General features: G+C 74.1%; 13 protein-coding genes. 8 read left to right on the top strand and 5 right to left on the bottom strand.

All coding sequences use genetic code 11. The features are described 5' to 3' along the window. Both ABZW17_RS17280 and merB read right to left on the bottom strand, forming a co-directional pair. Complete coding sequence (locus tag ABZW17_RS17280; RefSeq protein WP_354814391.1) at positions 1-1,092, bottom strand: polyprenyl synthetase family protein; 1,092 nt, start codon at positions 1,090-1,092, stop codon at positions 1-3. A 72-nt stretch (positions 1,093-1,164) separates the two neighbouring features. Continuing rightward, positions 1,165-1,854: an organomercurial lyase gene (gene merB, locus ABZW17_RS17275; protein WP_354814389.1), complete on the bottom strand. Its 690-nt coding sequence runs from the start codon at positions 1,852-1,854 to the stop codon at positions 1,165-1,167. A gap of 49 nt (positions 1,855-1,903) precedes the next feature. Between merB and ABZW17_RS17270 the strand changes: the two genes are divergently transcribed. From ABZW17_RS17270 to ABZW17_RS17260, 3 genes are all read left to right on the top strand, one after another. Beyond that, positions 1,904-2,788 carry a methylenetetrahydrofolate reductase gene (locus ABZW17_RS17270; RefSeq protein ID WP_354814387.1) on the top strand — a complete coding sequence of 295 codons (885 nt, stop codon included), beginning with the start codon at positions 1,904-1,906 and terminating at the stop codon, positions 2,786-2,788. 40 nt (positions 2,789-2,828) lie between these two features. Next, complete coding sequence (locus ABZW17_RS17265; protein WP_354814385.1) at positions 2,829-4,511, top strand: DUF885 domain-containing protein; 1,683 nt, start codon at positions 2,829-2,831, stop codon at positions 4,509-4,511. A gap of 218 nt (positions 4,512-4,729) precedes the next feature. Continuing rightward, the gene (locus ABZW17_RS17260; RefSeq protein WP_354814383.1) at positions 4,730-5,596 is read left to right on the top strand and encodes an EamA family transporter; all 867 of its coding nucleotides are present in this window, start codon (positions 4,730-4,732) and stop codon (positions 5,594-5,596) included. A 19-nt stretch (positions 5,597-5,615) separates the two neighbouring features. Here ABZW17_RS17260 and ABZW17_RS17255 read toward each other — a convergent pair whose 3' ends face one another. Continuing rightward, on the bottom strand, positions 5,616-6,188 hold the full coding sequence (locus tag ABZW17_RS17255; protein WP_354814381.1) for a GNAT family N-acetyltransferase: 573 nt from the start codon (positions 6,186-6,188) through the stop codon (positions 5,616-5,618). After that, positions 6,185-6,697 carry a YbaK/EbsC family protein gene (locus tag ABZW17_RS17250; protein WP_354814379.1) on the bottom strand — a complete coding sequence of 171 codons (513 nt, stop codon included), beginning with the start codon at positions 6,695-6,697 and terminating at the stop codon, positions 6,185-6,187. Before ABZW17_RS17250 ends, ABZW17_RS17255 begins: the two co-directional genes overlap by 4 nt. A gap of 931 nt (positions 6,698-7,628) precedes the next feature. Here ABZW17_RS17250 and ABZW17_RS17245 point away from each other — a divergent pair. From ABZW17_RS17245 to ABZW17_RS17225, 5 genes are all read left to right on the top strand, one after another. Continuing rightward, positions 7,629-8,042, top strand: a complete 414-nt coding sequence (locus tag ABZW17_RS17245; RefSeq protein WP_354814377.1) for an SAV_6107 family HEPN domain-containing protein — start codon at positions 7,629-7,631, stop codon at positions 8,040-8,042. Then, a complete protein-coding gene (locus ABZW17_RS17240; RefSeq protein ID WP_354814375.1) occupies positions 8,032-8,799 on the top strand; it encodes a maleylpyruvate isomerase family mycothiol-dependent enzyme in 768 nt (255 codons plus the stop codon). Before ABZW17_RS17245 ends, ABZW17_RS17240 begins: the two co-directional genes overlap by 11 nt. A gap of 61 nt (positions 8,800-8,860) precedes the next feature. Further along, positions 8,861-9,592, top strand: coding sequence for a VOC family protein (locus tag ABZW17_RS17235; protein WP_354814373.1), 732 nt, complete (start codon positions 8,861-8,863; stop codon positions 9,590-9,592). A 15-nt stretch (positions 9,593-9,607) separates the two neighbouring features. After that, positions 9,608-10,441, top strand: coding sequence for an alpha/beta hydrolase (locus ABZW17_RS17230; protein ID WP_354814371.1), 834 nt, complete (start codon positions 9,608-9,610; stop codon positions 10,439-10,441). 74 nt (positions 10,442-10,515) lie between these two features. Beyond that, the gene (locus ABZW17_RS17225) at positions 10,516-11,580 is read left to right on the top strand and encodes a GNAT family N-acetyltransferase (protein ID WP_354814579.1); all 1,065 of its coding nucleotides are present in this window, start codon (positions 10,516-10,518) and stop codon (positions 11,578-11,580) included. 7 nt (positions 11,581-11,587) lie between these two features. On the opposite strand, the gene def is transcribed toward ABZW17_RS17225, so the two are convergent. After that, complete coding sequence (def, locus tag ABZW17_RS17220; RefSeq protein ID WP_354814369.1) at positions 11,588-12,088, bottom strand: peptide deformylase; 501 nt, start codon at positions 12,086-12,088, stop codon at positions 11,588-11,590. Between the last annotated feature and the right edge of the window lie 91 nt (positions 12,089-12,179).

The raw sequence follows: 12,179 nt of genomic DNA, 5'->3' as shown, positions 1-12,179 counted from the left end.
TCAGTACGTCCGCTGGGTGGCCTTGACGACCAGCCCGGTCAGCGCCGCGGGCGCGGGCTCGGCCAGGTGCGCGCGGTCCAGCGCGGCCATCGCCGCCGTCGTCAGCTCGTCGATCCGCCGCTCGACCGCGTCGACCGCGCCGACCTGCTGCAACGCCATCCGGACGGTCTCGACGCCCTCGTCGGACAGGTCCGCGTCGCCGATCGCGTCGGCGATCACCGTGGCCGCGGCCTGCTCGCCTGTTTCGGCGGCCAGCTGCAGGCCGAGCGCGACGAGCAGGGTGCGCTTGCCCTCGCGCAGGTCGTCGCCGGCGGGCTTGCCGGTGACCGACGGGTCGCCGAACACGCCGAGCAGGTCGTCACGCAGCTGGAACGCGACGCCGACCTCGCCGCCGAACTCCAGCAGGGTGGCGATCAGCTCGGGGGAGGCGCCGCCGAGCGCCGCGCCCAGGTGCAGCGGCCGCTGCACGGTGTAGGCGGCGGTCTTGAGCCGGTCGATCTTGAGCGCCGCCTCGACCGAGGCGTCGCCGGTGGCCTGCGTGCGGACGTCGAGGTACTGCCCGGCGAGCACCTCGGTGCGCATCGCGCGCCAGGCCGGGCGCGCCGCGGCGAGCGTCTCCGCGGGCAGGGGCGCGTCGGCGAACATGTCGTCCGCCCAGGCCAGCGCCAGGTCGCCGACCAGCACCGCGGTGGCCAGGCCGAACGTCGCGGGGGAGCCGAGCCAGCCGCGGTCGGCGTGCAGCTTCGCGCCCGCGATGTGCACGGTCGGGTTGCCACGGCGGGAGTCGGAGGAGTCGATGAGGTCGTCGTGGATCAGCGCGCACGCCTGGATCAGCTCGAGGCTGGACACCGCCTGCAGGACGCCCTCGGCGTCCGGGCCGTCCGGGTCGCCGCCCGCGCCGCGCCAGCCCCACCAGGCGAACGTGGGGCGCAGGCGTTTGCCGCCGCCCAGCACGAACCCGCGCAGCGCGTCGATCCCGGCGGCCACGGTGGGCTCGGTGTCCAGGATCGCGGTGCCCGCCCGATCGAGGAACCCGGCCAGCGCGCGCTCGACGTGGGCGGGCAGGGCACTGTCGGCGGCGGGCGCGTTCATCCCGCCATCCTCGCCGAACCCGCGGGCGCGCGGGCGGCCGGGGCACCCGGATGTGGCGAATCAGACTCCGGCTCAGACTCCGGCGGTGGGGGCCCAGAACGGCCCGGTCAGGCCCGCTTCGGCGAAGTAGGCGACGGCGTCGTCCGGTTCGCGCCGCCGGTAGCCGCGCTCCAGCCGGCCCGCGTACCAGCCGCGTGCGAGCCGCCAGAGCGTCACCAGGTCCAGCACGGACCCCTTGGCCTGCCCGGTTTCCGCCAGCCAGGCGTCCACACAGGACTCGCAGCAGAAGAGCCGCTGGTGCGCGCACGTGTGCAGCACGTCGTCCCACATCCGCGCGGCGGGCACGAGGAAGTGCGCGACCTGCGCGCCTTCGGGTGGTTGCGACCGCTCGACGACCAGGGCGTGCGGCTGCCCGCAGCCGGGGCAGCGGGTCGCGACGAGCACCTCCGGCTCGGCGTCGACCAGGTGGGGGACGGCGAACGAGTCCCACGCGCAGCCGCCCCACCACAGCGTGTGCGAGCCCATCACGGAGAACCCGAGCGACTTCGCGGCGAACGGGTGGGCCAGGACGACGTGCTCGCAGTCGTCGAGCACCAGGTGGTGGGCGGCGGCGAGCCGGTGCAGCGCCTGTTTGGCCACGGCCAGCGACCCGCCCGCGGCGTCGGCCAGCTCCGGCGCGGACGGCGCGCGGCCGTGGTCGGCGAAGGCGTGGTAGACGGCCAGGCGCACGTCTTCGTCCCAGCTCGCGTCGTCAACCCTCATCGTTCACTCCTGTATCGAGTCTAGAGCCGGGACCCTTAACATTCGAGGTATGACGTCGGTGATCGAGCGGTTGCGCGGAGACGGGCCGAAGTTCTCCATCGAGTTCTTCCCGCCCCGGGACGCGGCGGACGAGGCCGTCCTGTGGAAGGCGGTCCGGGAGCTCGAGCCGTACGACCCGGCGTACATGTCGATCACCTACGGCGCCGGCGGCTCCAGCCGCGACGGCACGATCCGCAGCATCGCCCGCGTCGCCACCGAGACGACGCTGGTGCCGATGGCGCACCTGACCGCGGTCAACCACTCCGTGGCCGAGCTGCGCAACGTGATCGGCTGGTACGCGTCGGTCGGCGTCCGCAACATCCTCGCGCTGCGCGGCGACCCGCCGGGCGACGTCTACGGCGACTGGATCCCGCACCCCGACGGCCTCACCTACGCCGAAGAGCTGGTGCAGCTGGTCCGGGAGCTGGGTGACTTCTGCGTCGGCGTGTCGGCCTCCACCTACGGCCACCCCCGCTCGGCCGACCTCGAAACCGACACGAAGTACCTGGTCCGCAAGCTGCGCGCGGGCGCGGACTTCGCGATCGCGCAGCTGTTCCACGACGCCGAGGACTTCCTCCGGCTGCGCGACCGGGTGGCCGCGACCGGCTGCGACGTCCCGGTGCTGCCCGGCGTGATGCCGCTGACGACCATGCGGACGCTGCAGACGACGATCAAGCTCTCCGGCGCGCCGGCGCCGCGCAAGCTCCTGGACCGGCTCGAACCGCTGGCCGACGACCCGAAGGCGTTCCGCGCGGCGGGCATCGACGTCATCACCGAGCTGTGCGAGAAGCTGATCGCCGAGGGCGTGCCGAACCTGCACTTCTACACGTTCAACCGGTCGAAGGCGACGCGCGAGGTGATCGCCCGGCTGGGCCTCGTCCCCGCCCGTGCTTAAGTACGTACCGTCCGGTACCCGCTACAGGTAGCGTGCGGCCATGGCTTCTTCTGCTTCCCCGGGCGTGCACGACATCTGTGACCGCTACGTCGACGAACACGTGGCCGCCGACCCGGTCGCGGCGACCGTCCACGGCATCAACGGCCACGACCACCAGCTGACCGACTACTCGGCGGACGGGTTCGCCGAGCGCGCCGGGATCGCCGCGCGGGCGCACGCCGCCGTCGCCGCCACCGAGCCGCGGGACGCCGCCGAGCGGGCGGCGAAGGCCGTGTTCACCGAGCGCATCGGCCTGGAGCTGGAGATCCACGAGGCCGGCCTGGACGTGGCGAGCCTCAACGTCATCGCCAGCCCGGTGCAGGACCTGCGGATGGTGTTCGACCTGATGCCCCTGGAAACCGAGCAGGACTGGTCGGTGGTCTCGGCCCGCATCGGCGAGGTCCCCCGCGCACTCGCGAACCTCCGCGGCGGCCTCCTCTCGGCGGCCGACGCGGGGCACGTCGCGGCGCTGCGACAGGTCTCGAGGGTGGCGGAGCAGTGCGAGACGTGGGCAGGCCTCAAGGACGAGACGGGCTTCTTCACCGAGCTCGTCGCGTCTTCGCCCGGTTCGGCGTTGAAGGCGGACCTCGCGCACGGCGCGCGGGCCGCGGAGGAGGCGTTCGCGGAGTTCGCCGGGTTCCTGCGCGCGGAGCTGGCGCCGAAGGCCCCGGTCAAGGACGCCGTCGGCGAGGACGTCTACCGCCTGTGGTCCCGGTACTTCGTGGGTGCGGCGCTGGACCTGCGCGAGGCGTACGAGTGGGGCTGGGCGGAGTTCGCCCGCATCGAGACCGAGATGCGCGCGGTGGCGAACCGCATCAAGCCGGGCGCGTCGCCGGCCGAAGCGGCGGCAGTCCTCGACGCGGACCCGCGCTACCGCGTCCGGGGGCGCGCGGAGTTCGAGGCGTGGATGCAGCGCCTGTCCGACGACGCCCTGGAGTTCCTGCGCGGCAAGCACTTCGAGATCTCCGACCGGGTGATGGCCCTGGAGTGCAGGATCGCCCCGCCGGGCGGCGGCGTCGGCGCGTACTACACGGCGCCGAGCGAGGACTTCGCCCGCCCGGGCCGCATGTGGTGGTCCCTCCCGGCGGGCCGCGACGAGTTCGTCACCTGGCGCGAAACGAGCACGGTGTACCACGAAGGAGCGCCGGGCCACCACCTCCAGATCGCGACGGCGGTCGACCAGTCGGCGGGGCTGAACAAGTACCAGCGGCTGATGGCGTTCACGTCGGGCCACGCGGAGGGCTGGGCCCTGTACGCGGAGCGCCTGATGGAGGAACTGGGGTACCTGTCGGACGACGGCGACCTGCTGGGGATGCTGTCGGAGCAGCTCTTCCGCGCGGCGCGGGTGGTGGTGGACCTGGGCATGCACCTGGAGCTCGCGATCCCCGCGGGCACGGGCTTCCACGAGGGCGAACGCTGGACACCGGAGCTGGGCCTGGAGTTCATGCTGACGCGCACGATCACGGACCCGGCCCACGTCCGCGACGAGATCGACCGCTACCTGGGCTGGCCCGGCCAGGCCCCGGCGTACAAGATCGGCGAGCGCCTCTGGCTGGCGGCCCGCGCGGAGGCCCGCTCCCGCACCGGGGCGGCGTTCGACATCAAGCGGTTCCACACGGCGGCCCTGAAGCTCGGCGGGATGGGTCTGGACACGCTGCGGGAGCAGCTGTCCCACCTGGACTGAGGCTCGTGGGCGGGGTCACCGGAAATCCGGTGGCCCCGCTTCGCTTCCCCCGGATAGGTTCTTCTCGTGCGCCGAAGGCTTTTCGTCACCCCACCGCCCCGCGTCTGAGCGGGGTGGTCCTCGCCGCGTGGCCCGTCCCGGCCCGCGGCTGATCCATGGTGCGCACCGCCCCGCGTTCGTCGGACTCCCTTTCCTTCGACGCAGACGCAGGAGCGTTCATGTCCCTCGTCCTCCCCACGCGCGCCCGTTCGTCGGCCGCGCTCGTCCTCGCCGGTGTCCTCTGGGGCACCGGTGGCCTCGCCGGCTCACTGCTCGCCCGGCGGGCCGGCCTCCACCCGCTCGCCGTCGCCGACTACCGGCTGCTCGTCGGCGGTGCCGTCGCGACCCTCCTCCTGAAGGGCCGCGGTCTCCCGCGCACACCGGAAGCCCTCCGGCGCACCCTCGTCGTCGGTGGCCTCTTCGCGCTCTTCCAGGCGAGCTACTTCGCCGCCGTCGCGCTCAGCTCGGTCAGCGTCGCGACCATGACCACGATCGGCGCCGCACCCGTCGTCGTCACCCTGCTGTCGGTGCGGAAGTTCCGGCGCTGGACGGTGGTGTCGGTGGCGGGCACCCTCGCCGGCCTGGTGCTGCTCCAGTGGTCACCCGGTCAAGCGATCTCGTTCGGCGGCCTCGGCTTCGCGCTGCTCGCGGCGGCCGGCTTCGCGGCCCTCACCCTGGTCACCGCGAAGCCGGTCGAAGGTCTGGACCCGCTGTCGACGACGGCGTCCGGCTGCCTCACCGGCGGCCTGCTGCTGCTCCCGGTCGCGAGCTGGTCCGGCATGGCGCTCCCGCTGCACGCGGACGTCCTCGCGACCGTGTGCTACCTCGGCGCCGTCCCGACCGCCCTCGCCTACGCCGCCTACCTGCGCGGCCTCGCCGGCGCGCACCCGGTGCTCGGCGCGCTGTCGGCGGTGCTCGAACCGCTGACGGCGGCGGTGCTGTCCGCGGTGCTGCTCGGGGAACGGCTGAGCGGCACGGCCTGGTGCGGCGCCGCCGTGCTGGTCGCGGCGCTGGCCGTCGGCTACTGGCGCCCGGAACCGCGCTGAGGGGACGCTGCCCCTCGGCTCAGCGCGGGTCGAGGGGCAGCGCCCGCCCGAGGATCGCGAACGGCCGCGGGTCGCCCGCGAAGTGGTAGTCGCGCAGGACGTCGACGAACCCGGTGCGGCGGTAGAGCTTCCACGCCCGGCTGGTGCCCTCGGGCGTCGACAGCAGCACGTTGGCGCTCGGCACGCCGTCGAGCAGGCCGCGGAGCAGGTCCTCGCCGATCTGGTGGCCCTGGTTCTCCGGCCGGACGTGGATCTCGGTCAGCTCGAAGTAGTCCGACAGCCAGCGGTCGGCCTCGGCGGCCCCCGCGCGGCGGCTCAGGCCGTGCCGCACCTGCTCGTGCCACCACTGCCCGGCCCGGCCGCGGTAGCCGTAGGCGAGGCCGAGCAGGACGTCGTCGGCGTCGAACGCGGCCATGCAGCGCCAGCCCTCGCGCAGCGCGTGGGTGAGCCACATCGGTGCGCGCTGCTCGGCGGTGCCCGCCGGGTACCGCATCGCCCGGACGTAGATGTCCAGCGCTTCGGGCAGGCGGGAGCGGAACTCGTCCGCGGAGAGCTGGACGTAGCGGGAGCAGCCGGCGGGCATCGCGGTCACAGCGGTCCATCTTCCTCCGCGCCGCCGAGCGCGCCCGGGGTGCCCCCGGTCAAGGCGACCAGGTCGGCGAAGGTGGTCGGGTAGACGGCCTTCGGGTGCCCCGCGGCGGCCCAGACGACGTCGTGGGCGCGCAGCGCGGTGTCGACGAGGGTCGGCAGCTTCGCCGGGTGGCCGGTGGGCGCGACGCCGCCGATCGGCTGCCCGGTGTGCGCCCGCACGAAGTCGGCGTCGGCCTTGCCGATTTCGCCGCCGGCCAGCCGGGCGAGGGTGGCCGGATCGGCGCGGTGACCGCCCGAGGTGAGGGCGAGGAGCGCTTTTTTGTCGGACCCCAGGCGGAAGATGAGGCTGTTGGCGATGGCCCCGACGGGCACGCCGAGCGCATCGGCCGCCTGCGCGGCGGTCCGGACCTCGGCGGGCAGGACACGGATGCCCTCGGCGGCGCCGCGTTGCCCGGCTTCGGCCAGCGCGGCCGCCACCTTGGCGACGGCGGGGTGCTCCAGCGAACTCATGAGCCTATGAGATCACGCCGCCGACCAGGTGTCCCGCACCACGCCCCCGGGGGTTGAGCGGGCACCCGGTCCGGGTTACTCTGGAAATTGTTCGAACAGGCGTTCGACATCTGGTGAGCGCGCACCGGTCAGGTGCCCGGGACCGGGACGGGGGAAGCGTCTCGGCACCGGGCCCTTGATCGGGCTCACCCCGCGCAGGAGGAGGGTCGCCATGTCCGTCAAGGTCGTGTCCCCCACGGATCCCGGGCAGCCGGAGCTGCCCATGTCGCTGCGCCCGCAGACCCCACAGCCGGCGGCCAGGCGCTCACGTCAGTGCTTGACGCCCGGCGAGTCCCGCCCGCGCCCGCCGGCGCCGTCGGTGGATTCGCGGCAGCCGGAGCTGCCGATGCTGCGCACCCCGGATTCGGCTTTCGCGGATTCGGTTGTCGCTGACTCGGGGCAGCCCGAGTTGCGCTCGGCTCGCCCGGACCCGGCCTCCGGAGAGCCGCGCCCGCAGGCTTCGGCGCCTGCGGACCCAGCCCTCTCGCGACCGACCACGGCGACTGCGGAAGCGGACTCGGGGCAGCTCGAGCTGCGCCCACCGGCCGTTGCGGAGCCGACGCAGCCTGCGCAGCAGCGGCACACGGTGTCGCCGGAGTCGGGGCAGCCCCGGCCGTCCGCGCAGGTTCGGCAGCGTCCGTCGGCTCCCGCGGAGCGGCAGCAGCCTTCGCCTGAAGATGCCGCGCAGCCTCGGCGGCGCTCGGTTTCCCCGGAGTCGGCGCAGCCCCGGCCGCCCGCGCCGGCTCAGCAACGCCGGTCGGCCCCCGCGGAGCCGGACCAGACCTCGGCCGAGCTGCCGATTCCGCCGCAGCGTCCCGCTCCGGCCGCGCACTCCGAACTGCCCATGGCTCTCCGGCCGCCCGCTGCCGGCTCCGATCAGGCCGCTCTGCCCATGGCGCTGCGGCCGCCGGCTTCTCCGGCCGCTGCCGGGCTGCTCGCCCAGGCCCGGCGGGGGCTCGCCGAGGCCGAACGGGAAACCCGGCCCGCCGAGCGGTTCATCAGTGCCTACCTCGCCGCGCTGCGGGGGGCCGCCGCCGTGCTCGCCGCGCGGGGGCGGCCGCACCGGGGGCGGGCGCGGCCCGCCAGCACCTGGGTGCTGCTCGACTCCGTCGCCCCCGAACTGCGGGAGTGGTCCGCCTTCTTCGCCAGCAACTCCGCCACCCGCGCCGCCGCGCAGGCCGGGATCACCGGGAAGGTCACCGCCGAGTCGGCCGAGGGGCTCGTGCGCGCCGCCACGCCGTTCCTGGAGCTGGTCCGCCGGCTCGTGCACGGGCTGCCGATCACCGGGGAAGCCCATGTCGCGTGAGCACGGCCCGGTCGACCAGGGGCGGTTGCTCACGGCGTTGGGAATCGAAGGCAGGCTGCTGGCCGAGGCGGTGCACGCCGCGCCGGTCGAGGCGCCCGTGCCCGCCTGCCCGGGCTGGTCGCTCGGCGAAGTGGCCCGGCACGTCGGGAGCCTCTACCGGATGGTCCGGCGCCGCCTGACCGACGGCCGGAGCCCCGACGACTGGCCGCGCGACCCCGAACCGGGCCAGAACCTGCGGGACTTCCTGGAGACGGGCCTGACCGAACTGCTCGACGAGCTGGCCGCGCACGACCCGGAAGACCGCGCCGACACCTGGTGGCCGGCCGACCGCACGTACGGCTTCTGGCGACGGCGGATGCTGCACGAAACGGTCGTCCACCGGGTCGACGTCGAACAGGCGGCGGGCACCGAGCCTCGCGGTGTGCCCGACGACGTCGCGATCGACGGCATCGACGAGGCGCTGACCCTGTGGTTCGGGCAGAAGCTGCCGATGCTCGGCCTGACCGGCACCAAGGCGGGCACGGTCGGCGTCCGGGCCGGCGCGCACAGCTGGATCGCGCGGGCCGGGCCCGTGACCACGGAGGCCTGGCGCTGCTCGGCCGAGGAGGCCGAGGCCGCGGACGACGTCGTCACGGCCGGACCCGCGCAGCTCTACCTGTGGCTCTGGGGCCGCGCGTCCCTGACCGCGGTGACCGTGCGGGGCGTGCACGACCAGGCGGCCCAGCTCTGGGCGCTGCTGCGGCTCGCGACCCGATGACGGACCGGCCGGTGGGGAAGCCGAACCGGAACTGTCGGGGGTGGCGGTTAGCCTGCGCCGCATGAGCACACGCCTGGTGAACGTGGTGATCGACGCGGCGCGGCCGGAAATCCTGGCGGGCTTCTGGGCCGCGCTGCTCGGTTGGCACGTCGCGATCGAGGACGACGGCGAGGTCGACGTCCGCGCACCGGCGGGCGACGGCTGGGACCTGGACCTGGTTTTCGTGCCGGTACCGGAACCCAAGGCGGTGAAGAACCGCGTCCACCTGGACCTGGCGAGCACCACTCCCGCGCACCAAGCCGAGCTGGTGGCGCGCGCCCTGGAGCTGGGCGGCCGTCGCGTCGACCTCGGGCAGGGGGCCGTGGCGTGGGTCGTGCTGGCGGATCCGGAAGGCAACGAGTTCTGCGTCCTCGAGCCGCGTGAACGGTACGCGGGGACGGGTGCGGTGGCGTCGATCGTGGTCGACGCCCACGCACCCGAGCCGCTGGCGGATTTCTGGGCGCGGATCACCGGGTGGCCGGTTCAGGCCCGCGAAGGGGACGTCGTGGTGGGCCTGCGTTCACCGGTGGGCCGGGGGCCGTGGCTGGAGTTCCTCCGCAACGACGACGTCAAGCGGGTCAAGAACCGCGTGCACCTGGATGTCGCGCCCCCGGCGGGCGAGGATCACGCCGCGGCGGTGGCGGAGGTCGTCGCGGCCGGGGGTGCGCCGGCGGATCTGGGTGGTCCCGCGCTGCCGTGGCGCGTGCTGACGGACCCGGAGGGCAACGAGTTCTGCGTGCTGACCCCGCGCTGACCTAGCGTGGGGACCATGGAGAGCTTCGACTGGCAGGGCCGCCGGATCGCCTGGGACCGCGCCGGATCGGGGCCGGCGGTGGTGTTCTGCCACGGCACACCCTGGTCGTCGTGGCTGTGGCGGCCGTTCGCCGAAGCGCTGAGCGCCGACTTCACCGTGTACCTCTGGGACATGCCCGGCTACGGCCGTTCGTCGAAGGACGCGGAGCACCCGGTCGATTTCGGCGTCCAGACCGAGGCGTTCGTGGCCCTGCTCGCGCACTGGGAACTCGAGCGGCCGCACGTCGTCGCCCACGACTACGGCGGCGCCGTCTCGCTACGCGCCCACCTGGTGCACGGCGTGCCGTACGCGTCGCTGCTGCTGGCCGACGCCGTGGTCATCCCGCCGTCGGGCTCGCCGTTCTTCCGGCTGGTCAAGGAGCACCCCGACGTGCTCGCCCAGGTGCCGCCGTACATCCACGAGGCGCTGGTCCGCGCCTACGTCGCGAACGCGGCCTGCCGGCAGCTGCGCGAGGCCGACCTGGCCGAACTCGCCGCCCCGTGGCTCGGCGACGAGGGACAGCCGGCGTTCTACCGGCAGATCGCCGCCTACGACGAGCAGTACCTGGCCGAGAACGAGCGACGGCTGGGCGCGGCCGACGTGCCGGTCCGCGTCCTGTGGGGCGCCGAGGACACGTGGATCCCGCCGGCGATCGGCGAGCGGCTGGCCGCCGGCCTCCCCGGCGCGACGTTCGCCCCGGTCGCCGGTGCGGGCCACCTCGTCCAGCTGGACGCCCCGGTCGCGCTGGCGGCCGAGCTGCGGGCCTGGCTCGGTGTTTCGGCCGGGTTGCCGGGCCGCGTCGAACGCTGACCTGCACGAAACACCGGCGTCCTGGAGCGGCAACAACCCCGGGGGACCGTGGGGGCATGGAGACCTCCAGAGCGTTGCCCCAGCCGGGCCGGACGGCCGCCGTCGCCGAGGAGCCGGGCACACCGTCGGCGTGGCGGGTGCGGATCCGGATGCACGACCACCCGGGCACCCTCGCCCGCATCGCGATCCGGCTCGCCGACCTCGAGTGCAACATCCTCGGCCTGTCCGTGCTGCCGGTGCCGGGCGGCGTGCTCGACGAGATCGTGCTGCGGCCCGCGACCGGCCTGCCGCGCCGGCACCTGGCTGACGCCATCCGCGCCGAGGGCTGCGAATGCACGGCGATCATCGACGCCGACGTCCACGAGCTGGTCGACCCGTCGGCGTCGACGCTGCTCGCGGCCCGCCGCGCGGTCGACGACCCGGCCCGCCTCGCCGATGTGCTCAAGGACGTCCTGGCGGCGGACGTCGTCACGCTCGTCCCCGCCGTCGAAGCGAACCCGGCGCGCACGGAGAGCGGGCACCGGGCGGTGTTCGCACTGGCCGGCGGCAGCGCGCTGGTGGCGCGCCGCCGGTGGGCGCCGTTCGTGCAGCTGGAGCTGACCCGGGCCGAGGCGCTGGTGACGCTGCTCGCCGCGGCGGCCCGCAACGTCGCCGGCCCGGTGGTCCTCGACCGCCCGGACGGCGCGGCGATCGTGCTGCGCAAGGGTGTCCCCGGCGACGCCGACGCGGTGTCCGAGCTGCACCGCCGCTGCTCGATGGCGACGCTGTTCCGCCGCTACCACACGGGAGTGCGATCGGTGCCGCGCCGCTGGCTGCACCGGCTGCTGGTGCCTCCGCGCGGCACGAGCGTGCTGGCGGTCTTCGGCCGCGAGGTGATCGGCCTGGCCCAGCTGATCCCGATGCCGTCCGGCGGCGCGGAGATTTCGCTCCTGGTGGAGGACGACTGGCAGCAGCAGGGCATCGGCACGGCGCTGCTGGCGCGCCTCGCGGTGCTGGCGGAGGCCCAGGGCATCACGGAGCTGTCCGCGGACTGCCTGGCGGGCGACGACGTCCTGCCGCGCACGGCGGCCCGCGCCGGCCTGCGCACGGAACGCGGCGCCGAGGACGGCGCCAAGCTGAGGTTGTTCCGGCCGGTCTGAGACGGGCTCAGCGTTTCCAGAACCAGTCTTTGTCCCGGGCGGCGCGCATTGCGGACTTCTTGCGTTCGGCGGTGAGCCGGTCGAGGTAGAGAACACCGTCGAGGTGGTCGGTCTCGTGCTGCAGGCACTGCGCGAGCACGTCCTCGCCTTCGACCTCGATCGGCTCGTTGTGGACGTCGACGCCCCGGACCTTGGCGTGCTTCGCCCGTTTGGTGGGGAACCACAGCTCCGGAACGGACAGGCAGCCTTCGTCGATCTCGTGCGTTTCCTCGGACAGCTCGACGATCTCGGGATTGACGACGTACCCCGCGAGACCGGCGACGTCGTAGCTGAAGACCCGAAGCCCCACGCCGATCTGCGGCGCGGCCAGCCCGGCGCGCCCGGCGGGTTTCACCGAGTCGACGAGGTCCCGCACGAGCGCCTCGAGCTTCTCGTCGAACACGGTGACCGGATCGCAGACGGACTTGAGGATCGGGTCGCCGAAATAGCGCAGTTCGCGCATCGCCATGAGCAGAACATCCTTCGTGCGTGTCGGACTGGCAGCTTAGGCCAGCCGCGATGGCCGCCGCGGGCGAACCGGAAACCCGAGAACCGGGACG

The organism is Amycolatopsis sp. NPDC004625 (genome assembly GCF_040609695.1).
GTDB lineage: Bacteria > Actinomycetota > Actinomycetes > Mycobacteriales > Pseudonocardiaceae > Amycolatopsis.
Note: the sequence above shows the minus strand (reverse complement) of the source record. Positions and strands in the feature narration are given on the sequence as shown.